This window comes from Microbacterium songi, from assembly GCF_042747925.1.
Lineage (GTDB): Bacteria > Actinomycetota > Actinomycetes > Actinomycetales > Microbacteriaceae > Microbacterium.
This window is the reverse complement of the sequence record NZ_JBHZIE010000001.1, coordinates 348,991-370,742: the sequence shown is the minus strand read 5'-3', so window position 1 is coordinate 370,742 and position 21,752 is coordinate 348,991. Positions and strand designations below refer to the sequence as shown.

Annotated in this window: 18 protein-coding genes and 1 other RNA gene; 6 read left to right on the top strand and 13 right to left on the bottom strand. The window is 68.4% G+C overall.

All coding sequences use genetic code 11. The features are described 5' to 3' along the window. Nucleotides 1-37 precede the first annotated feature (37 nt). Nucleotides 38-814 (top strand): HAD-IIB family hydrolase, encoded by a 777-nt coding sequence (locus ACFM35_RS01925; protein ID WP_378837656.1) that lies wholly within the window; start codon nucleotides 38-40, stop codon nucleotides 812-814. A 6-nt stretch (nucleotides 815-820) separates the two neighbouring features. Here ACFM35_RS01925 and ACFM35_RS01920 read toward each other — a convergent pair whose 3' ends face one another. Both ACFM35_RS01920 and ACFM35_RS01915 read right to left on the bottom strand, forming a co-directional pair. After that, entirely contained in the window at nucleotides 821-2,077 is a 1,257-nt protein-coding gene (locus ACFM35_RS01920; RefSeq protein ID WP_378837654.1) for an alpha-hydroxy acid oxidase, read from the bottom strand. A gap of 13 nt (nucleotides 2,078-2,090) precedes the next feature. Further along, the gene (locus ACFM35_RS01915) at nucleotides 2,091-2,831 is read right to left on the bottom strand and encodes a FadR/GntR family transcriptional regulator (protein ID WP_378837652.1); all 741 of its coding nucleotides are present in this window, start codon (nucleotides 2,829-2,831) and stop codon (nucleotides 2,091-2,093) included. 91 nt (nucleotides 2,832-2,922) lie between these two features. Between ACFM35_RS01915 and ACFM35_RS01910 the strand changes: the two genes are divergently transcribed. Further along, entirely contained in the window at nucleotides 2,923-3,819 is an 897-nt protein-coding gene (locus ACFM35_RS01910; RefSeq protein WP_378837650.1) for a DUF1295 domain-containing protein, read from the top strand. On the opposite strand, the gene ACFM35_RS01905 is transcribed toward ACFM35_RS01910, so the two are convergent. The 4 genes from ACFM35_RS01905 to ACFM35_RS01890 all read right to left on the bottom strand — a co-directional run bounded on the left by ACFM35_RS01905 (nucleotide 3,783) and on the right by ACFM35_RS01890 (nucleotide 8,539). Further along, entirely contained in the window at nucleotides 3,783-4,418 is a 636-nt protein-coding gene (locus ACFM35_RS01905) for a thymidine kinase (RefSeq protein WP_378837647.1), read from the bottom strand. The genes ACFM35_RS01910 and ACFM35_RS01905 overlap by 37 nt on opposite strands. A gap of 44 nt (nucleotides 4,419-4,462) precedes the next feature. Beyond that, nucleotides 4,463-5,935: a malate:quinone oxidoreductase gene (locus ACFM35_RS01900; protein WP_378837645.1), complete on the bottom strand. Its 1,473-nt coding sequence runs from the start codon at nucleotides 5,933-5,935 to the stop codon at nucleotides 4,463-4,465. A 106-nt stretch (nucleotides 5,936-6,041) separates the two neighbouring features. Beyond that, the gene (locus tag ACFM35_RS01895; RefSeq protein ID WP_378837643.1) at nucleotides 6,042-7,112 is read right to left on the bottom strand and encodes an aspartate-semialdehyde dehydrogenase; all 1,071 of its coding nucleotides are present in this window, start codon (nucleotides 7,110-7,112) and stop codon (nucleotides 6,042-6,044) included. Between the two features lie 140 nt (nucleotides 7,113-7,252). Beyond that, a complete protein-coding gene (locus tag ACFM35_RS01890) occupies nucleotides 7,253-8,539 on the bottom strand; it encodes an aspartate kinase (protein WP_378838620.1) in 1,287 nt (428 codons plus the stop codon). 168 nt (nucleotides 8,540-8,707) lie between these two features. Between ACFM35_RS01890 and ACFM35_RS01885 the strand changes: the two genes are divergently transcribed. Then, nucleotides 8,708-9,199 carry a hypothetical protein gene (locus ACFM35_RS01885; protein WP_378837641.1) on the top strand — a complete coding sequence of 164 codons (492 nt, stop codon included), beginning with the start codon at nucleotides 8,708-8,710 and terminating at the stop codon, nucleotides 9,197-9,199. A gap of 120 nt (nucleotides 9,200-9,319) precedes the next feature. Next, complete coding sequence (locus tag ACFM35_RS01880; RefSeq protein WP_378837639.1) at nucleotides 9,320-9,901, top strand: DM13 domain-containing protein; 582 nt, start codon at nucleotides 9,320-9,322, stop codon at nucleotides 9,899-9,901. A 68-nt stretch (nucleotides 9,902-9,969) separates the two neighbouring features. On the opposite strand, the gene recR is transcribed toward ACFM35_RS01880, so the two are convergent. From recR to pta, 6 genes are all read right to left on the bottom strand, one after another. Next, nucleotides 9,970-10,563 (bottom strand): recombination mediator RecR, encoded by a 594-nt coding sequence (recR, locus tag ACFM35_RS01875; RefSeq protein ID WP_378837636.1) that lies wholly within the window; start codon nucleotides 10,561-10,563, stop codon nucleotides 9,970-9,972. Nucleotides 10,564-10,565: 2 nt separating this feature from the next. Beyond that, nucleotides 10,566-12,785 (bottom strand): DNA polymerase III subunit gamma and tau, encoded by a 2,220-nt coding sequence (locus ACFM35_RS01870; RefSeq protein ID WP_378837634.1) that lies wholly within the window; start codon nucleotides 12,783-12,785, stop codon nucleotides 10,566-10,568. Nucleotides 12,786-12,849: 64 nt separating this feature from the next. Continuing rightward, nucleotides 12,850-15,378, bottom strand: a complete 2,529-nt coding sequence (locus ACFM35_RS01865) for a glycoside hydrolase family 65 protein (protein ID WP_378837631.1) — start codon at nucleotides 15,376-15,378, stop codon at nucleotides 12,850-12,852. Then, the gene (locus tag ACFM35_RS01860; protein WP_378837628.1) at nucleotides 15,375-16,106 is read right to left on the bottom strand and encodes an HAD family hydrolase; all 732 of its coding nucleotides are present in this window, start codon (nucleotides 16,104-16,106) and stop codon (nucleotides 15,375-15,377) included. Before ACFM35_RS01860 ends, ACFM35_RS01865 begins: the two co-directional genes overlap by 4 nt. Before the next feature lie 108 nt (nucleotides 16,107-16,214). After that, on the bottom strand, nucleotides 16,215-17,453 hold the full coding sequence (locus tag ACFM35_RS01855; protein ID WP_378837626.1) for an acetate/propionate family kinase: 1,239 nt from the start codon (nucleotides 17,451-17,453) through the stop codon (nucleotides 16,215-16,217). Between the two features lie 4 nt (nucleotides 17,454-17,457). Then, entirely contained in the window at nucleotides 17,458-19,575 is a 2,118-nt protein-coding gene (gene pta / locus ACFM35_RS01850) for a phosphate acetyltransferase (RefSeq protein WP_378837623.1), read from the bottom strand. A gap of 113 nt (nucleotides 19,576-19,688) precedes the next feature. Between pta and ACFM35_RS01845 the strand changes: the two genes are divergently transcribed. Further along, the gene (locus ACFM35_RS01845) at nucleotides 19,689-20,411 is read left to right on the top strand and encodes an NUDIX domain-containing protein (RefSeq protein WP_378837621.1); all 723 of its coding nucleotides are present in this window, start codon (nucleotides 19,689-19,691) and stop codon (nucleotides 20,409-20,411) included. On the opposite strand, the gene ffs is transcribed toward ACFM35_RS01845, so the two are convergent. Then, an RNA gene (gene ffs / locus ACFM35_RS01840) (signal recognition particle sRNA small type) lies at nucleotides 20,406-20,502 on the bottom strand. The genes ACFM35_RS01845 and ffs overlap by 6 nt on opposite strands. A gap of 183 nt (nucleotides 20,503-20,685) precedes the next feature. On the opposite strand from ffs, the gene ACFM35_RS01835 reads away from it, so the two are divergent. Continuing rightward, nucleotides 20,686-21,732, top strand: coding sequence for an AAA family ATPase (locus tag ACFM35_RS01835; RefSeq protein WP_378837618.1), 1,047 nt, complete (start codon nucleotides 20,686-20,688; stop codon nucleotides 21,730-21,732). Nucleotides 21,733-21,752: the final 20 nt, after the last annotated feature.

Below are 21,752 nucleotides of genomic sequence, written 5' to 3'. Positions count from 1 at the left end.
TTCGCTTAGGCCACGCAGCTCGTCGCGAGAGGGAACCATGACCGAATCCGCCACCCCGCGTCTGGTCGCCTTCGACCTCGACGACACGCTCGCCCCCTCCAAGGCGCCGATCGACCCGCGCATCGGCGCCCTGCTGATCGCGTTGGCGGAGCGCGTGCAGGTGGCGATCATCTCGGGTGGACAGATCGTGCAGTTCCGCACGCAGGTCATCGACAGGCTTCCGGATGCCTCGCCCGAGGTGCTTTCCCGTATCCACCTCATGCCCACCTGCGGCACGCAGTACTTCCGCTTCGGCGGCCAGCACTTCGACGTCGTCTACGCGAACGTGCTCACCGCGGATGAGAAGTCCCGGGCGCTCGCCGCCGTGGAGGAAGAGGCACGGCGCCTCGGCCTCTGGTCTTCAGAGACCTGGGGCGACATCCTCGAGGACCGCGACTCCCAGATCACGTTCTCGGCTCTCGGACAGCGTGCGCCGCTGGACGCGAAGGTCGCCTGGGATCCCACCGGCGAGAAGAAGAACACCCTGCGGGCCGCGGTCGCGGCTCGTGTGCCGGATCTCGAGGTGCGGTCGGGCGGCTCCACCTCGGTCGACATCACTCACCGCGGCATCGACAAGGCCTACGGCATGAATCGCCTCAGCGAAGTCACCGGCATCCCCCTCGACGAGATGCTCTTCATCGGCGACCGCCTGGATCCTGAGGGCAACGACTACCCCGTGCTCGCGATGGGCGTGCGCTGCCATGCGGTGGAAGGGTGGGAGCAGACCGCCGACTTCCTCGACGACCTGCTTCCCACGCTGCCCGCGCGGGCCTGAGCCGGATCAGGCGACCGGCACGCCGGTAGCGCCGGCGACCGGCACGAGGCGCGTCAGCTGAGTCACGTGCTTGGGCTCCAGTTCCTCCAGCGACGCGACGCCGAGCAACCGCATCGTGCGCTCGATCTCGGTGCGCAGGATCTCGATCATGCGGTCGACGCCCTCTCGACCGCCCGCCATCAGACCGTAGAGGTAGGCGCGCCCTACGAGCGTGAACTTCGCCCCGAGGGCGATGGATGCCACGATGTCGGCACCGTTCATGATGCCGGTGTCGACCATCACCGTGGCGTCCTTGCCCACTTCGCGCACGACCTGTGGGAGCAGGTGGAACGGGATCGGCGCACGGTCGAGCTGGCGGCCGCCATGGTTGGACAGGATGATGCCGTCCACACCGAGGTCGATGAGCCGCTTGCTGTCCTCGATGTTCTGCACCCCCTTGATGAGAATCTTTCCGGGCCACAGGCCGCGGATGACCTCGAGGTCCTCGTAGCTGATCGTGGGGTCCATGGCGTAGTCCAGCAGCTCGCCGACAGTGCCGCCGGTGGTCGAGAGCGACGCGAACTCGAGCTTCGGCGTGGTCAGGAAGTCGTACCACCACCACGGTCGCGGGATCGCGTTGACGATCGTGCCGAGGGTCAGCTGCGGCGGAATTGAGAAGCCATTGCGCTTGTCCCGCAGTCGGGCGCCCGCGACGGGGGTGTCGACCGTGAACATCAGCGTGTCGAAGCCCGCGGCCGCCGCCCGTCGAGCGAGCCCGTAGGAGATCTCGCGGTCCTTCATGACATACAGCTGGAACCAGTTGCGACCCTGCGGATTGGCTGCCACGACGTTCTCGATCGACGTCGTGCCGAGCGTCGACAGAGTGAACGGGATGCCTGCAGCACCCGCAGCGGAGGCACCGGCTGTCTCCCCCTCGGTCTGCATGAGGCGCGTGAAGCCCGTGGGCGCGATACCGAACGGCAGCGCGCTCGGGCCCCCGAGGATCTGCACCGACGTGTTGACGTCAGGAGCCGGCCGGAGGATTCCGGGGTGGAACTCGATGTCCTCGAACGCGTGCCGCGCCCGCGCCAGTGACAGCTCACCCTCGGCGGCGCCATCCGTGTAGTCGAAAGCCGCCTTCGGCGTCCGGCGCTTCGCGATCGTCCTGAGATCGGCGATCGTGAGGGCCGCGTCGAGGCGGCGCTTGCGTCCGTCGAATTCCGGCTTCTTGAACTTCATCAGCTCGAGGAGCTCGATGGGGTTGGGCAGCTGACGCTGGACCATGGTCTTCCTTTCGTCAGGCGGGGAGGCGAGCCGGGGTGGCCTCGGCGTAGTACCCCGTGATGTGGTCGTGGATGAGCGTGCGCGCCAACGTGACGTGACCGTCGTCGATGGCATCGAGAAGAGCGCGATGCTCGCCGCGGAGGCGCGCGGCCACCGGCTCCCATTCGGGGATGCGGGCAGCTCCTGCCTGCACGTACGATTCGATCGATGTGCGGAGCCCCGCCATCATCGCGGCGATGACGACGTTGCCCGAGGCCTCCGCCAGCGACTGGTGCAGTTGGGCGTCGAGCGCAAGGAACTCCGCCGCAGTGAGCGTCGGCTCTTCCATCGCCGTCGCGATGGTCGAGGCCGCGGCCGTCGACCGATCGTCGTGGCCGGCGAGCTGCGTCACCACCGCTTCCTCGAGCACGAGTCGCGTTCGCATCACGTCTTCGAGCGGAAAGCCGTTCGCCGCGACCTGAAGACGGAGCAGCGCCGCCATTCCCCCCTGAGGTGCCGCGACGATGATGGCGCCCGATGTCGGACCCGAGCCCGTGCCGGTCCGGATGAGCCCCAACACCTCGAGCACGCGCAGCGCCTCGCGCACGCTGGAGCGGCCGACCCCCAAGGAGGCGGCGAGCTCGCGCTCCGGCGGCAGGTGATCTCCCGGCGTCAGCGTGCCGTCCAGGAGCGAGGATTCGACGTGGCGCAGCACGCGCTCCCACGCGCGCGGCGAGGCGGCCTCGCGGGACGACGTTGTGGAAGGGATCACCATTGCTCCGGACTCTGTGGTCTGGCCACACTAGCGCGTGTGGTCGGACCACGCAAAGCGAGCGCGCAGCCCTTGGAGGTCGTACTCTGTCGCCATGGAACCGCTGCAGGCCGTCCTCATCCTCTTCGCTGCCGTCTGCGTCTTCTGCTGGATCGCGTCACTGATCACGAAGGACACGTCCTGGGTCGACCGCATCTGGTCGATCGTGCCGGTCGCCTATGTCTGGATCTTCGCCGGCTTCGCCGTCGCCGAGGGACGCGAGGCGACTCGGCTGGTGCTCATGGCCGCGGTGGTGACGTTGTGGGGCGCCCGACTGACGTACAACTTCGCCCGGAAGGGCGGCTACACCGGCATGGAGGACTACCGCTGGGCGATCCTGCGGGGCCGTATGAAGCCCTGGCAGTTCCAGCTGTTCAACCTCCTCTTCATCGTGCTCTACCAGAATGCGCTGCTCGTGCTGATCAGCCTTCCGGCGCTCGTCGCCTGGGAGAATCCCGCACCGCTGGGTGTCGGAGACATCCTCTTCGCCGCACTCTTCCTCGCGTTCCTCCTCGGCGAGACCATCGCCGACCAGCAGCAGTGGAGGTTCCACCAGGCGAAGAAGCGCGCAGGAGGGCAGCTCGCCCCCGGTTTCATCACGTACGGCTTGTTCCGCGTGAGCCGGCACCCGAACTTCTTCTTCGAGCAGGCGCAGTGGTGGGCGTTCTACGCGCTGGGGGCGACGGCGGCCGTGGCATCCGGTGCGGGGATCTGGGGCGGAGCGATCAACCCGACGATCGCGGGCGCGATCCTCCTGACCCTGTTGTTCATCGGGTCGACGATCTTCACCGAAAGCATCTCGGCGGGCAAATACCCCGCGTACGCCGACTATCGACGTTCCACGTCGATGTTGATCCCCTGGCCCCCGAAGTCATCGACAACGGGACAGGACGAGCCGGATGCCGCAGCGAGACCTCACGCGCCGAGCAGGCCCGCGGACTCCCGGAGGTAGCACTCGCCGCACAGCGACTCGTACGTCACTTCTTGTCCGTCGATGGCGACCTGGTCACCGTCGAACACGAAGACCCCGTCCACGAGACGCCCGTTGAACAACGCCTTGCGTCCACAACGACAGATCGTCTTGAGCTCTTCGAGGGCGTGCGCCACCTCGAGGAGTCGGCGCGAACCCGGAAACGCGGCCGTCCGGAAATCGGTGCGGATGCCGTAGGCCAGCACAGGAGTGTCGTCGAGCACCGCGATGCGGAAGAGGTCGTCGACCTGCGAGGCAGTGAGGAACTGCGCCTCGTCGACGAGCAGACAGGCGACATCGGCAGGGCCGGTGCTCAGCCCTGACAGCTCATCGTGAGTGTGTCGCACGCGCGCCTGGTTCTCGGCGAACAGACCGCGCGCATCGTCGGAGCCTCCGATGAGGAAATCGACGGCACGCGTCATCCCGAGGCGACTGGAGATCTGCCCGGCGCCCTTCGTATCGATCCGCGGCTTGGCCAGGAGGACGTGCTGCCCGCGCTCTTCGTAGTTGTACGCCGCTTGGAGGAGGGCCGTCGACTTGCCCGAGTTCATCGCCCCGAAGCGGAAGTACAGTTTGGCCACCCGCCGATTCTACGGAAACGCGGGTCGCGGGGTGCGACGGCCGGTCACGCGGTGAGGGCGAGCGCGTCCGCGGTCTCGGCGAGCACTTCGCTGGCGACCTCGGGTCGCGGATTGAGCGTCTGTCCGTAGCTCGGGATCAGCTCGCGCAGCCGGGGCTCCCACGACGAGATCTGGTCCGGGAAGCAGGTCTTCAGCAGTCCGAGCATGATCGAGACGGCCGTCGACGCTCCGGGCGAAGCACCGAGGAGACCGGCGATCGAGCCGTCCTCCGACGTGACGACCTCCGTGCCGAACTGCAGCACCCCGCCTTTCTTCGGGTCCTTCTTCATGACCTGCGCACGCTGGCCGGCCTGCAGAAGCTCCCAGTCCTCGGCCTTCGCGGTGGGCATGAAGATGCGGAGGCTGTCGACCTTCTTCGCGTGGTTCTTGAGCAGCTCCCCCACGAGGTAGGTGATGAGCGACGGGTTGTCGACCGCGACCTTCAGCATCGGGCCGATGTTGTGCGGCCGCACCTGCGACACGATGTCGAGCATCGAGCCGTTCTTCAGGAACTTCGGGCTGAATGTCGCGAAGGGACCGAACAGCAGCGACGTCTCGCCGTCGACGACTCGCGTGTCGAGGTGCGGCACCGACATCGGCGGGGCACCGACGGAGGCCTGCGAGTACACCTTCGCCTTGTGCTGCGCCACGAGCTCGGGGTTGGAGGTCTTCAGCCATTGCCCGCCGATCGGGAAGACGCCGTAGCCCTTGATCTCGGGGATGCCCGAGCGCTGCAGCAGCTTGATGGCCCAGCCGCCCGCGCCCACGAACACGAACTTCGCCTTCGTGGTGCCGGGCGTGCGGCCGATCGTGTTGCGCCACTTCACGACCCAGCCGCCGTCTTTCGCGCGTGTCAGGTTTCGCACCTCGCGGTTGGTGACGACTTCGGCGCCGTCCTCCTTGAGCTTGTCGAAGAGCTGATGTGTGAGAGCGCCGAAGTCGACGTCGGTGCCGGCGGGCACGCGCGTGGCGGCGAAGGGCTCGCCGGCAGGCCGCTTCTTCATGAGCAGCGGGGCCCACTGGTTGATGACGCGCGAGTCCTCGCTGTACTCGATTCCCGCGAACAGGGGCTGCTTCTTCAGCACCTCGTACCGCGCCTTGAGGAAGGCGACGTCTTTTTCGCCCCGAACGAACGTCATGTGCGGGGTGGAGTTGATGAACGTCGAAGGCTCCTCCAGTACGCCCGCCTCGACCAGGGAGGACCAGAACTGACGGCTCTGCTGGAACTGCTCGTTGATCGTGATGGCCTTGGCAGGATCAATGGTCCCGTCGGCGCTCTCGGGCGTGTAGTTCAATTCGCACAGCGCTGCGTGGCCGGTACCGGCGTTGTTCCAGGCGTTCGAGCTCTCCAGCCCCACGTCATCGAGACGCTCGTACACCGCGATCTTCCAATCGGGCTGGAGTCGGGAGAGGAAGGTGCCCAGGGTGGCGCTCATGATGCCACCGCCGATCAGCACGACGTCGACGGATTCGTTCACACGTCGATTCTAGTTGCGACCGCTCGCGGTACCTCCCCGCGAGGCGACGCTGAGCACGAAAGTCCGCGATTCTTTCCTCGAGGTCAAAAGAATCGGTCGACGCTCTTCAGGCGGTGACGCCCAGGGACGCCGCGACGACCTCGGCGATCTGCACCGCGTTCAAGGCCGCTCCCTTGCGCAGATTGTCGTTGCTGATGAACAGCACGAGGCCTCGGCCCTCGCGGGCGGACTGATCGGCACGGATGCGACCGACGAAACTCGGATCCTTGCCCGCGGCCTGAAGAGGTGTGGGCACCTCCTCGAGCACGACGCCGGGCGCCGCGCTCAGCACTTCCCGCGCTCGGTCGGGGGTGATGTCGCGAGCGAACTCCGCGTGGATGCTCAGCGAGTGACCGGTGAAGACGGGTACGCGCACGCACGTGCCCGCGACGCGGAGGTCGGGCAGCTCGAGGATCTTCCGGCTCTCGTTGCGCAGCTTCTTCTCCTCGTCGGTCTCGTTGTCGCCGTCGTCGACCAGGCTGCCCGCGAAGGGGATGACGTCGAAGGCGATCGGAGCGATGTACTTCTCCGGCTGCGGGAAGTCGATCGCTGAGCCGTCGTGGACGAGGCGCAGGGTGTCCCCCTGGGCGAGGACGGCCTCCACCTGGCCGAGCAGCTCCTCGGCGCCGGCGATGCCGGAGCCGCTCACGGCCTGGTAGGTGCTCACGATCAGCCGCTCGAGCCCGGCCTCGGTGTCGAGCACCTTGAGCACGGGCATGGCCGCCATCGTGGTGCAGTTCGGGTTGGCGATGATCCCCTTCCGCGCCTCGCGGATGGCATGAGGATTGACCTCGCTCACGACGAGCGGCACGTCGGGGTCCATGCGCCAGGCGCTGGAGTTGTCGATGACCACGGCGCCCGCCTCGGCGAAGCGCGGGGCGTGTGCGCGGCTGCCGGTGGCGCCGGCCGAGAACAGGGCGATGTCGATGCCTGCGGGATCGGCGGTCTCGACATCCTCGATGATCACCGTCTGCCCCGCGAATTCGAGAGCCGTGCCCGCCGAACGAGCCGTCGCGAACAATCGCAGTTCGCGGATCGGGAAGGCGCGCTCGGCGAGGATCTCACGCATCACGGTGCCGACCTGGCCGGTGGCGCCGATGACGGCGACGGAGAGTCCTGAGTCGGAGATGCGGGTCATGATGGTCATCCTCGAGTGTCGGGGGCTCACGCGGACATCGCGAGGCCGGTTGTGCTGATTCTACCGAGACCGGCGTATCCGCCGAGACGGTGTGACGTCCGTGAGGAGTTGAGCGCAGCCGAGCTGGCGGGTGGGTGCGGTCAGCGACCCGTACCGGCGTGGATCACGGCGTCGCTGTCACCGTCGAGCCCGTATGCCGTGTGCACGACGCGCGCCGCCTCGGCCAGATCGTCGCCGCGCACGACGACCGAGATGCGGATTTCAGAGGTCGAGATCATCTCGATGTTGACGCCCGCGATGGACAGCGCCTCGAAGAGCGTGGCCGACACACCCGAGTGCGTGCGCATTCCCGCACCCACGACCGACAGCTTGCCGATCTGGTCGTCGTGCACGAGGCTCTCGAAGCCCACGTCGGCCTGCTCGCCGGCGAGGGCTCGCAGCGCCGTGGGCGCGTCGGATTTGGGTACGGTGAACGAGATGTCGGTGCGGCTCGTGGCGGCGGCCGACACGTTCTGCACGATCATGTCGACGTTCGCGCCGGACTTGGCGACGATCTTGAAGATCTCGGCGGCCTTGCCGGGCACATCGGGCACACCGATGACGGTGATCTTGGCCTGGCCGAGATCGGTCGCGACACCGGCGACGACGGGCTCTTCCATGGGACCCTCCTGGTCCGCGTAGCGGGCACGCTGCTGTTCGTTGAGCACGAGAGTGCCCTCGGTGGAACTGAAGCTGGAACGGGCGTGGATCAGCACACCGTGGCGGCGTGCATACTCCACAGCGCGGATGTAGAGCACCTTGGCGCCGTTCGCCGCGAGCTCGAGCATCTCTTCGCTCGAGACGCGATCGAGTTTGCGGGCTTTCGGCACGATGCGCGGATCAGCGGTGAAGATGCCGTCGACATCGCTGTAGATCTCGCATACGTCGGCGTTGAGCGCTGCCGCCAGTGCGACGGCGGTCGTGTCGGATCCCCCGCGACCGAGCGTCGTGATGTCACGCGTGTCACGGTTGAACCCCTGGAACCCGGCGACGATGACGATGGCCCCCTCGTCGAGGGCCTCGCGCAGGCGCACCGGGGTGACGTCGACGATGCGGGCCGCGCCGTGCGTCGCATCGGTGATCATTCCCGCTTGGCTGCCGGTGAAGGACCGCGCCTCGAAGCCCATCGAGTGGATCGCCATGGCCAGCAGTGCCATCGAGATGCGCTCGCCGCTGGACAGGAGCATGTCGAGCTCGCGCGGCGCCGGAATCGGCGCCACCTGACCGGCGAGATCGAGCAATTCGTCGGTGGTGTCGCCCATGGCGCTGACGGCGACCACGACCTCGTGGCCCGCCCGACGATTGTCGACGATGCGCTTGGCGACCCGCTTGATGCTCTCGGCGTCGGCGACGGACGAACCGCCGTATTTCTGCACGATCAGCGCCACTGTGGAACTCCCCGGGAAGGAGTCGTCGCGTCGGAACGTGGACCGGCGACGACGGGCGAGCGGATGCCGCACCCGAAGGTCCATCTTACGGAAGACGCATGCCCGCACTGCCATGGACGCCTGCCGCGGACTGCTCGCCGGCCGAACCCGGCGCGCTACAGTGCTCGCATGGATCTGCCGCAAGAGGCCTGGTCGGAGTTCAACGTCGCGATGGTCGGAGCGACGGCTGCCCTGGCGGGGCTGGTCATCGTCGCCGCGAGCGTCAACATCGCCGACATCGTGAAGGCTTCCTCCCTGACCTCGCGGCTGGCATCGGGCATCTCCTCGCTCGTGCTGGCGATCGTCGGATCCGCGGTGGGACTCGTGCCCGGGCTGGGGCTCAGCGCATACGGCATCATCATGATCGCCGGCGCTCTCGTGGCGGCCGTGTTCGCCGGGGCCGCTACGCGACGCATCGCAGAGAACCGTCATCCCGAGAACAGGTTGCGTGCCCTCAAGGCCGCACTCGGGTTCGCCGCTCCCCTCTCCTACGTCGTGGGCGGACTGCTGCTGCTCACGGACGCACCCGCGGGCCTCGCCTGGTTCGCCGCCGGATCGCTCATCGCGATCATCGCCGCACTGCTGATCTCGTGGATCGTGCTGGTCGAAGTGCTCCGCTGATCTCGCGGACCGTGGCGCGCGCAGCCTGTGAGAGCGCGGAGCATTCCGCGTGCCGGATCGCGGTCGCAGTACCCTGGTGCGATCAGCGCCGACTCTCGCCCGGTGCGACCAGGGGGTCACGTGAACCGCAGACCGGTCCTCGTCATCGCAGGAGTGTCGGCCGTCATCCTGGTGGCCGTCGGTGCCGCCTTCTTCCAGCCCTGGCGCCTCTTCACGACCACCGTCGTAGACGAGGCACTGCCTCCGCTGTCATCCGCATCGCCGTCGGAGTCGGTCGTCCCGCGGCCGATCGGATCCGCGTCGCCGTCTCCGACCGCATCGGAGCAGGCAGCGACGACGGAGCCCACGTACACCGACCTCGCCGCGGGCACCTTCATCACGCACGAGCACGACACGACCGGGGCGGTCAGGGTCGTCGCACAGCCGGATGGCACGCGCGTCCTGGCGATCACGGGTCTGCGCACGAGCGACGGACCCGACCTGCGGGTGTGGCTGACGGATCAGCCGGTCATCGAAGGGACGGCCGGCTGGGGTGTCTTCGACGACGGGACATGGGTGGAACTCGGCCCTCTGAAGGGGAACGTCGGCGACCAGGTCTATGCGATTCCCGGCGATGTCGATCTGACCTCGATCCAGAGCGTGTCCATCTGGTGCGCGCGCTTCGCGGTCTCCTTCGGCGCTGCCACTCTCACCCCAATCTGAGCACGCTGAGCACACGCGCTCGCACAGCATCCCGATTCTGAGATCGAGTCGACCGCCGGCCGCGTCGTTCAGATCGCGCGACGGCCCTCGAACGCCCGCCCGAGGGTGACCTCATCGGCGTACTCGAGATCGCCGCCGACGGGCAGGCCCGATGCGAGACGGGTCACCGAGATCTCGAGCGTGTGCAGCAGACGGCTGAGGTACGTCGCCGTCGCCTCGCCCTCGAGATTCGGGTTGGTCGCGAGGATGACTTCCTGAACGCTGCCGTCCGCGAGCCGCTGCATCAGCTCGCGGATGCGCAGGTCGTCGGGGCCGACGCCCGCGATCGGACTGATGGCGCCGCCGAGGACGTGATAGAGCCCACGGAACTCACGAGTGCGTTCGATGGCGGAGACGTCCTTCGCGTCCTCGACGACGCAGATGAAGCTCGCGTTGCGGCGGGGATCCCGGCAGATCGAACACTTGGTCTGCTCGGAGACGTTGCCGCACACCTCGCAGAAGCGCACCTTCTCGCGCACGTCGCTGAGCAGCTCGCTGAGTCGGGACACATCGAACGAGGGCGTCTGCAGGATGTGGAACGTGATGCGCTGGGCCGATTTGGGACCGATGCCCGGCAGCCGACCGAACTCGTCGATCAGTTCTTGAACGATGCCGTCGTACATGATCAGCTGAACCTCGTGGGCGGGTTGTAAGGCTCTTCACGCACGAAGGTCGCGCCGAGAACCTGCCGGACGACGGCCTCGCCATAGCGCTGCACTCCCCCGGTCGATATCGGGAGTCGCGGTGCGACGACGGGCGGGACGGGCGCATCGGGCTCGGGCGTCTCTGCGACGTCCGTCTCTTCCGCGTCGTCGTCCCTGACCGGGGCGACCACGTCGGCAGGCAGCACCTCGCCCTCGCGCGGCGGCGCGAGAGTGGTGGTGCGGGCGTGATCGAGGTCGGCTGCGGCGTCTTCGGGCTCGTCGTCCACCGCGAGACCTGCGGACGCGGGGGGCGCACCCGTCCGCGCGTCGGACGCGGGTCGCCGACCGGCGGGAAGCGACTCCGCCGGGGCCTCACGAGGGATGGATGCCACGACCCAGTCCGTCACCGGGGCTGCGGGAGTGCGCGAGGCCTGACCGGTACTCGGGCGCGGACCCGGGTCGGGTGGGGTGGGATCATCGTCGTACGGGTCGTTCGGGGGCTGCGGGTCATCGGGGACCTCACCGATGTCGCGGAGCCCCGGATCAGCCGGCGAGCCGGTCGGCGAGTCCGCTGCCGGATCGTGACGGGCGATGTACTTCACCCGGATGCCGAGCACGGCCTGGATCGCCTGGCGCAGGTCTTCGCTGGGACCGGCGCCGCGATTGAGCTGCTTGAACTTGGCGACGTCGCCCTGGCTCTGGAAGGCGAGGGTGAGGACATCCCCCTCGAATGCCAGAACGCGCGCGTTGCTCGCCACCAGCCAGGACGTGCGGCTGATGTCTTCGAGATTCCGGAGGACTTCGGTCCACGAGTCCCGCACCATCGGCAGCGTGACCGGACCGGAGGGCGCGGTCGTCGTCGGCGCGGGGACCGCGGCGGTGGCGGCGACGGTGGACCGCACGTCGTGTGCGGAGACGGCGGGTGCCGGTGGTGTGGGACCGGGGACGGTCGCCGCCGGGGTCGACGGTCGCGATGACTCCGGCGCGCTCGACGTCGTCCGTGACGACCCGGAGCCGGTCGACGGCGGCGGGACCGAGGCGGGTGCGGCAGATGGCGCGGGCGCGGCGGGCGCCGCGGATGCACCGGTGTGGGCGAGCACCCGCGCGACCATCAGCTCGAGCTGCAGGCGCGGCGAGGTGGCCCCGGTCATCTCGTCGAGTGTGCCGATCACGAGGTCGGCGGTGCGCGAGAGGCGGTCGGAGCCGAAGATCGACGCCTGCCGCGACATCCGCTCGAGCTCGTCGGCGGGCACGCCACGGAGCACGGCCGCTGCACCCTGGCCCGTCGCGGCGATGATGATGAGATCGCGCAGTCGCTCGAGGAGGTCGTCGACGAAGCGTCGTGGGTCCTGTCCGGTCTGCACGACGCGGTCCACCGCGGCGAAGGCTGCCGCGGGGTCGCCCTCCCCGAAGGCGTCGACGACCTCGTCGAGCAGCTCGGCATGCGTATAGCCGAGCAGTGACACGGCGCGCTCGTACCGCACGACCACGGTGCCGGTCTCGGCCGAGGCATCCGACCCGGCGATCAGCTGGTCCAGAAGGGAAAGGGTGTCTCTCGGGGAACCACCGCCGGCCCGCACGACCAGCGGAAGGACCCCCGGCTCGACCTGCACGCCTTCGAGCTCGCACATGGCCTGGACGTATTCGAGCATCGCAGCGGGGGGCACCAGGCGGAAGGGGTAGTGGTGCGTGCGCGAGCGGATGGTGCCGATGACCTTCTCGGGCTCGGTCGTGGCGAAGATGAACTTGACGTGGTCGGGCGGCTCTTCGACGAGCTTGAGCAGTGCGTTGAACCCCTGCGGCGTCACCATGTGCGCCTCGTCGAGGATGAAGATCTTGAAACGGTCGCGAGCCGGCGCGAAGATCGCGCGCTCGCGCAGGTCGCGCGCGTCGTCGACGCCGTTGTGGGATGCCGCGTCGATCTCGACCACGTCGAGCGACCCACCGCCGCCGCGACCGAGCTCGACGCAGCTGTCGCACTCACCGCACGGCACGTCGGTCGGCCCCTGAGCGCAGTTGAGGCATCGCGCGAGGATGCGCGCGGACGTCGTCTTGCCGCACCCGCGGGGCCCGGAGAAGAGGTAGGCATGGCCGACGCGGTCGCCGCGGAGCGCCGTCATGAGCGGATCGGTCACCTGCGCCTGCCCGATCATCTCGCCGAACGTCTCCGGACGATAGCGGCGATAGAGGGCGGTGGTCACCCGCCTAGCCTAAGCGGTGCCGCCGACATCGGCGGGTCCGCGTCGGACCGCCGGTGACCCCCGCTCACACGTCGACGCGGGCCCCTTCACCCTCGTCCTCGAAGTCCTCCGGGCCGACCACGGGGATCGACGTCGTGACCGTCGGAACGGACGCCGACAGAAGCGTTCCGTCCTCGAGCCGCACGTCGGCGAACTGACGCAGCGACGGGCGGCCCTTGATCACCGGACCCTGGTCGTCCAGGGGCACGACGACCTCTTCGCCGCCCTCGACGACGTAGATGGCCCCGCGCACACTGAAGTCGACGGGCTCGCCCTCGCCGGCGCGCACGCTGATCGCATCGCGGGTGATCGTGACGGTCAGGCGCGTACCGTGCCAGTGCAGCACGAAGGACAGGTCGTCCCAGTCCGCGGGCAGACGCGGGTCGAACGACAGGTCGCCGAAATGATCGCGCATGCCGCCGAAGCCCGACACGAGCGCCGTCCACACCCCTCCCGCCGACGCCACGTGCACGCCGTCGGAGGCGTTGTGGTGGAGGTCGGCGAGGTCGACGAAGATCGACTCCTCGAAGTACTCGCGGGCGAGGTCCTGATAGCCGACCTCCGCCGCGAGGATCGACTGCACCACCGCCGAGAGCGTCGAGTCGCCCGTGGTCAGCGGGTCGTAGTACTCGAAATCGGCGAGCTTCTCGGCATCGGTGAAGTGGTTGCCCTGCAGGAAGAGCGCCAGCACCACGTCCGCCTGCTTGAGCACCTGATACCGGTAGATCACCAGCGGGTGGAAATGCAGCAGCAGCGGGCGCTGATCGGCCGGCGTGTGCTCGAGGTCCCAGACCTCCTTCTCGAGGAACACATTGTCCTGAGGGTGGATGCCGAGGGCCGGGCTGAACGGGATGTGCAGTGCCTCCGCGGCCAGTTCCCACCCTTCGGCCTCCATGGGGCCGAGGCCCAGCCGGTCGACCATGAGGCGGTACGCCTCGGGGTCGTCCTCGGCCATCTCGCGTACCGTGCGCGTGGCGAAGCGCAGGTTGAACCGCGCCATCACATTCGTGAACAGGTTGTCGTTGACGACCGTCGTGTACTCGTCCGGTCCGGTCACCCCGTGGATGTGGAAGGTGGGCGGCTCGTCGTCGTCGTTCTCGCGCCAGAAGCCGAGCGTCGACCACATCCGTGCCGTCTCGACGGCGATGTCGACGCCTTCGCGGTGGAGGAACTCGATGTCGCCGGTCGTGCGGACGTACTTCGCGAGCGCGAAACTCACGTCGGCGTTGATGTGGTACTGCGCGGTGCCGGCGGCGTAATACGCGGATGCCTCTTCCCCGTTGATCGTCCGCCAGGGGAACAGCACGCCGCCTTCGTTCAGCTGACGAGCACGCTTCCGGGACGCCGGCAGCATGAGATAGCGCATGCGCAGCGCGTTGCGCGCCCAGAGCGGGGTCGTGTACGCGAGGAACGGCAGGACGTAGATCTCGGTGTCCCAGAAGTAGTGTCCGCTGTACCCCGAGCCCGACACGCCCTTGGCCGGCACACCGAGCCCGTCGGCGCGTGCCGCCGCCTGAGCCAGCTGGAAGAGGCACCACCGGGTGGCCTGCTGCAGGTCGCCGTGGCCGCCGATGCGCACGTCGGATCGCGCCCAGAAGTCGTCGAGCCAGGCGCGCTGACGCTGGAACTGGTGGGCGACCCCCTCACCGCGTACCCGGTCGAGGGTGCGGCGACAGCGGTCCACCAGCTCGCGCGCGGGGACACCGCGGGACGTGTGGTAGCTGACCAGCTTGGTGACGAGGATGGGAACGCCCTGCTTGGCCTGGAAGCGGAAGACGTTCTTGGCGATGTCGGGCTCGATCAGCTGACGCGAATCGCATTCGTTCTCGGTCTCGACGATGTGGTCGGCGACGACCGCGATCGTCATGCCCGAGGTCGTCACCTTGTAGCTCAGCGCCGAGCGCAGCCCGTCCTGCCAGTACTCCTGCGGCTGCAGCACGCGCTCATCGATGCGGTCGGCCTTGCGCGGATCGAACCCGGCCTTCTTCGGCGCGCTCGGGGTGCCGCCGTAGACGTCTTCCCCGTCCTGCCGGTTGATGACCTGGCAGCTGATCGTGACCGGCGCGTCGGCGTTCAGGACGGTGACCTCCACCGTCATGACGGCCAAATGCTTCTCCTCGAACGACACCATGCGCTGGAACTCGAGTTTGACGAGCTTGCCGGAGGGGGTCGACCACATGATGTGGCGTCGCAGCACACCGTCGCGCATGTCGAGCACGCGCTCGTACTCCCGCACGTCGGTGACGTCGAGCGACAGGGGCTCGTCGTCGACGTAGACGCGCATCACCTTCGCGTCCGGCGCGTTGATGATCGTCTGCCCGACCTCGGCGAAACCGTACGCCTTCTCGGCGTGACGGATCGGGAAGACCTCGTGGAAACCGTTGATGAAGGTGCCCTGCTCGTGCGCGTGCCGCCCTTCGGGCTGATTGCCGCGCAAGCCGAGGTAGCCGTTGCCGACGGCGAACAGGGTTTCGGTGACGCCCGCGTCGTCGAGCGAGAACTTCTTCTCCACGAGCCGCCAGGGGTCGACGGGGAAGCGGTCGCGGTCGATCATGCCGTGAACTCCCCGAGATCCTGCACGACGATGTCTGCTCCAGCGTCACGGAGGGCGTCGGGTCCGACGCCGCGGTCCACGCCGACCACGAGCGCGAAGTGTCCGGCGGCCGCGGACTGCACGCCGCTGATGGCGTCTTCCACGGCGGCACTGCGGGCAGGGTCGACCCCCAGCATCCGTGCGGCTTCCAGGAACACGTCCGGAGCGGGCTTGGAGGAGAGGTCGTCGCGTTCGGCGATGACGCCGTCCATCACGACCGAGAAGCGGTCGCGGATACCGGCGGAGGTCAGCACCTCCTCAGCGTTCTTGGAGCTCGAGACCACCGCGATGGGTGTGCCCGCGGCGATCAGTCGGTCGACCAGGTCGAGGGAGCCCGGGTACGGGGCGATGCCCTCTTCGCGGAGCACACGGGCGAAGACGACGTTCTTGCGGTTGCCGATCCCGCACACGGTGTCGGCCTCCGGCTCATCGGACGGATCGCCCCAGGGCACCTCGATGTCGCGGCTGCGCAGCAGGCTCGCGACCCCGTCGTAGCGCTTCTTGCCGTCGAGGTACTCGAAGTAGTCGCGATCGGTGTACGCCGGGGAGACGTCCCACGCCGCGAAAAGTTCGTCGAACATGGTCTTCCACGCGTGCATGTGCACCTCGGCCGTGGGAGTCAGCACCCCGTCCAGATCGAACAGCACGGCGTCGTAGGACGCCAGATCGGGCAGGGCATCGACAGTCACAGGGACCTCCAGGGGGGAACAGAGGGTGCGGCCGCCATCGTGCCGTGCTGCCAGCGTAGCGGCCGGGCATGTCCGCCCGATGACGCACCCCCTCGCCGCCGCAGCCGATCAGGTCCCGGTGACCTCGAGCGTCTGCCGCGCGATCTCCAGCTCTTCGTCGGTCGGCACCACGAGCACGGTCACGCGCGACGAATCCGAAGAGATGACACGGATGCCGCGACCCCGTGCCGCGTTCCGCTCCGGGTCGACCTCGATGCCCGCGAAACCCAGGGTCGCCAGCGCTCCCGCGCGCACGTCGGGCGAGTTCTCGCCGACGCCTGCCGTGAACGAGATCACATCGACACCGCCGAGCTGCGCGAGGTAGGAGCCGGCGTACGACCGGAGCCTGTGGAGGTAGACCTCGAATGCGAGCGTGGCCGCCGCATCCCCCGCCTGGGCGCGCTCCTGCAGGTCGCGCATGTCGGAGACGCCGGCCATCCCGAGGATTCCGCTCCGCTTGTTCAGGAGGGTGTCGAGGTCGTCGATCGTCATGCGGGCGCGTCGCGCGAGATGGAACAGGACTGCCGGATCGAGGTCGCCCGAGCGGGTGCCCATCACGAGACCCTCGAGAGGCGTGAGACCCATCGACGTCTCGACCGAGCGACCGCCGTCGACCGCGGTGACCGACGCGCCGTTGCCGAGGTGGAACACGATCTGGCGCAGCTCGGCGAGGGGACGCCCGACGAACGCGGCCGCGGCCTCGCTGACGAACTTGTGGCTGGTGCCGTGGAAGCCGTAGCGACGGATTCGGTGGGCGGCGGCGAGTTCGGCGTCGATCGCGTACGTGTAGGCGGCCGGCGGGAGCGTCTGGTGAAAAGCGGTGTCGAACACCGCGACGTGCGGGAGGTCGGGGAAGGCCGCTTTGGCGGCGCGGATGCCCTGCAGCGCCCCCGGGTTGTGGAGCGGCGCCAGCACCGACAGCTCGTCGATGTTGATCTCAACGAGGGGCGTGACGACGGTGGGCTCGAAGAACCGAGCTCCGCCGTGCACGACGCGGTGGCCGACGGCGCTCGGCGGCCGATCCTCGAGCGATGGCCCGTGGGCGGCGAACGCCTCGAGCATGACCGCGAAGCCCGCGGTGTGATCGGGGATCGGCAGTTCGCGGTCCGTCGTGACATCGAGCACGGCGGGGGCCGCGGCATCCGGATCCACACCCATCCCGAAAGCGGTCACGGTGTGACGTGCGTAACCGACCGGCTCGCCGATGCGCTCCACGAGCCCCGACGCCAGCACCCGCTCGTGGTCCATGTCGAGCAGCTGGTACTTGAACGAGGAGGATCCGCTGTTGACGACCAGGACGACACTCACGAGGTCACTCCCCCTGAGCCTGGATCGCCGTGATCGCGATCGTGTTGACGATGTCGTCCACCAGCGCGCCGCGCGAGAGGTCGTTGATGGGTTTGTTGAGGCCCTGGAGCACGGGTCCGATCGCGACCGCCCCGGCCGACCGCTGCACGGCCTTGTAGGTGTTGTTGCCCGTATTGAGGTCGGGGAAAATGAAGACCGTCGCCCTGCCCGCGACCTCCGAATCCGGCATCTTCGCCGCGGCGACGGCGGCATCCGCTGCCGCGTCGTACTGGATGGGCCCTTCGACGAGGAGCTGCGGTGCACGCTCCCGCACGAACGCGGTGGCGGCCCGCACCTTCTCGACGTCGGCGCCGCTGCCGGATTCGCCGGTCGAGTACGAGAGCATCGCGATGCGGGGCTCGATCCCGAACTGCGCGGCGGTCGCGGCGGAAGACACGGCGATGTCTGCCAGCTGCTCGCTCGAAGGATCGGGGATGACCGCACAGTCGCCGTAGACGAGCACGCGATCGGCGAGCGCCATCAGGAACACCGATGAGACCACCGAGACGCCCGGCGCGGTCTTGATGATCTCGAAGGCCGGGCGGATCGTGTGGGCGGTCGTGTGGGCCGCCCCCGACACCATGCCGTCGGCGAGGCCGAGGTGGACCATCATCGTTCCGAAGTACGACACGTCGGTCACGGTGTCGGCCGCCTGCGCGTACGTGACGCCCTTGTGTGCCCGCAGCTCCGCGTAGGCGGTGGCGAACTTGTCGACGTGCACGGGATCGAAAGGCGACAGCACCTGGGCCGCGGAGATGTCGATGCCGAGCTCGATCGCCCGCGAGCGCACCTCGATCTCCTCGCCCAGGATCGTCAGGTCGGCGATGCCCCGCGTCAGCACGGTGGCCGCCGCGCGCAGGATGCGGTCGTCCTCGCCCTCGGGAAGCACGATGCGCTTGGGCACCGATCTGGCCCGCTCGATCAGGCCGTACTCGAACATGAGCGGCGTCACGACCGTGGCGCGAGCCAGCCCCAGCGCGCGTCGCAGCTCGTCGGTGTCGACGTGCCGCTCGAAAAGGGTCAGCGCGGTGTCGTAGCGGCGCTGCGAGTCAGCGGCGAGACGGCCGCGCGTGTTCATGATGCGGACGGCGGTCTCGTACGTGCCGAGATCGGTCGTGATGATGGGGATGCTGGAGTCCAGGCCGTCGATCAGTCTGTCGATGTCGTCCGGCAGCGGGAACGGGCCGTTGAGCACGATGCCCGACAGGGACGGGAAGGTGCCGGAGGCGTTCGCGAGGATCGCCGCGAGCAGCACTTCGGTGCGGTCGGCGGGGATCACCAGGACGGCACCCTCGGTGAGTCGCGGGAGCACGTTCACCATGGACATGCCGGCGACGACGACGCCGAGGGCCTCGCGGGTGAGAAGCTCGGGATCGCCCTTCAGGAACGTTCCGTCGACGGAACGCAGGATGCCGCGAATCGACGGCGCCACGAGGAAGAGGTCTTCGGGCACAGCCCAGATCGGCACCGTGTGACCAGTGGCGGTCTTCACCGACTCCCCCACGCGGGCGACGATCTCGCCGAGGTGATCGGGATCTGCGCGGTTGGCCACCACGGCGAACAGCTCGGAGCGCCCGTGTGCGAGCTCGGCGAGTGCCAGGTCGGCGATCTGTCCCATCTCGGCGGGGGTGCGCGGCGGTGTGGTGCCGAGCTGCTCGGCCTGCCCCTGCCCCGCGCGGCCGCCGAGGACGAGCAGGACGGGGGCGCCGAGATTCGCGGCGATCCGCGCGTTGTACGCGAGCTCGGCGGGGCTGCCGACGTCGGTGTAATCGCTGCCGATCACCACGACCGCGTCGCACTGCGCCTCGACCGCCTTGTATCGGGCCACGATGGTCGCCAGCGCGCCTTCGGGGTCGGCGCGCACGTCGTCATAGGTGACGCCGACGCACTCGTCGTAGTCGAGGTCGACCCCGTCGTGGTCGAGCAGCATCTCCAGGACGTAATCGCCGGAGGACGACCGTGCGATGGGCCGGAAGACACCGACGCGGGGCGTCGCGAGACTGAGGGCCTCGAGCACCCCGAGCGCGACGGACGACTTGCCGGAATGGCCTTCGGCCGAGGTCAGGTAGATGCTCTGCGCCACGGTCCCCAGCCTAGGTGCGAGGCGTGTCGGAGACGGGGGAAAAGCTCGAAGCCGAAGCATCCGTCTCTGATTCGCCGATCATCCGCTCGTCTGCGGGCCCCTATGATCCGGTCATGCCCGAACTCTCGTCTCAACCCGGCGCCGACGTTCCCGACCACCGCGGCAGGACCGGGCTGCACCGTACCGGGATGGACCTCGTGCGCAACCCGCGCGTGCGCGTCGTGGACGTCGAGCTGCTCGCGGCGGGCTGGCACGTCCTGCGCCGGACGACGTTGGATTACCGGGACGACGCAGGTGAGTGGACGCGTCAGCAGCGTGAGACCTACGACCGCGGCAACGGAGCGACCGTCCTGCTCTACGACGAGGCACGGCGGACGGTGCTGCTCACGCGGCAGTTCCGCTTCCCCGTGTACGTGAACGAGCACCCGGACGGGATGCTGCTCGAGACCGCGGCGGGGCTCCTCGACGACGACGATCCCGTCACCGCGATCCGCCGCGAGGCAGCCGAAGAGACCGGCGTGCGGATCGGCGAGCTGGAACACGTCTTCGACGTGTACATGAGTCCCGGGTCCGTCACGGAGCGGATCCACTTCTTCGCCGCCCCGTACGACACGTCGACGCGGACCGGTGCGGGCGGAGGTCTGGAGGAGGAGGGCGAGGAGATCGAGGTCGTCGAACTCGACATCGCAGAGGCGCTCGGCATGATCCGCACCGGCGAGATCCAGGATGCGAAGGCGATCATGCTTCTGCAGTGGGCGGCCCTGGAAGGACCTTTCGCCGACACCCCTCAGCATCGAGAGAGCCGGCTCCCTGCGGGTACCGAGGGAGAAGAGTAAGACTCTCCGCGAACCCGGCAGAGCCTGGTTACCCTTGCTACGTTTCCGTCCTGGGGGAGTTGGCCTGGATACCGCCTCGCGGAGAGCTGATCCCATTCTAACGGGTCGCGATCCACAGGGTGAACTCAGGGAATTCTCCGGACCACCCCAGACCTCGCCGGGTTACGATCGAGTAACGAGCAGCGGCGCCCGATCGCCGGTACCCGTACGCACGACGCGGCCGCTCCCGAAAGCCGTGATCCGCAGCCCGTAGCCGCGACTCCCCGGGGGACACATGGAACACAGCGCGACCGCAGACTTCCCGTCCGCTCCCACCCGCCGCTCGGCGGCTGCGGCTCCCGTGGTCGAGCCTCTCGACCAGGACTCCTTCGAGGTTCTCACCGGCCGCATCCTCGGCTCGATCGGGGGGGTCATCGACGGCAAGCCCGACGCCGTCCGCAGTGCGCTCATCACCCTCCTCGCGGAGGGCCACCTGCTGATCGAGGACGTCCCCGGAGTGGGCAAGACGGTGCTGGCCCGCGCGCTCGCGGCGTCCGTCGACGCCACCGTGCGCCGCATCCAGTTCACCCCGGATCTGCTTCCCGGTGACGTCACCGGAGTGAGCATCTTCAACCCGGTCGCCCGGGAGTTCGAGTTCAAGCACGGTGCGATCTTCGCGAACATCGTCATCGCCGACGAGATCAACAGGTCGTCGCCGAAGACGCAGTCAGCGCTCCTCGAGGCGATGGAGGAGCGCCAGGTCACCGTCGACGGCGAGACCCACGCGCTTCCCGACCCGTTCCTCGTCGTCGCCACCCAGAACCCGCTCGAGATGGAGGGCACCTACGCCCTGCCCGAAGCGCAGCGCGACCGTTTCATGATCCGTATCTCGATGGGCTATCCCGACGCCCGGTCGGAGGCGCTGATGCTGCGCCAGCGCGACACCGTGAACCCCCTCGAGTCCCTCGCGGCGGTGGCCACGTCGATGGAGGTCGTGGCCATGATCGACTGGGCGAGGTCCGTCCACGTCGCACCGGCTCTCGAGGAGTACGCCGTCGCCCTGGCCCACGCCACGCGCACCCATCCCGAGCTGAGATTGGGCGCGAGTCCGCGCGCCACACTCCAGCTCGTGCGCGCCGCAAAGGTGTGGGCCGCGCTCGACGGCCGGCGGTTCGTCATCCCCGACGACCTCACCGCCCTCCTCATCCCCGTCTTCGCCCACCGTCTGATCCCGACGCGCGCCGCGGGAACGGTCAGATCGCGCGGGAGCGGCGACACGGTCGGGGCGATCCTCGAGCGCATCGCGGCCTCCGTGCGCGTGCCGCTCGTCGCCCGATCGTGATCAGGTCTCGCGTGCCCGTC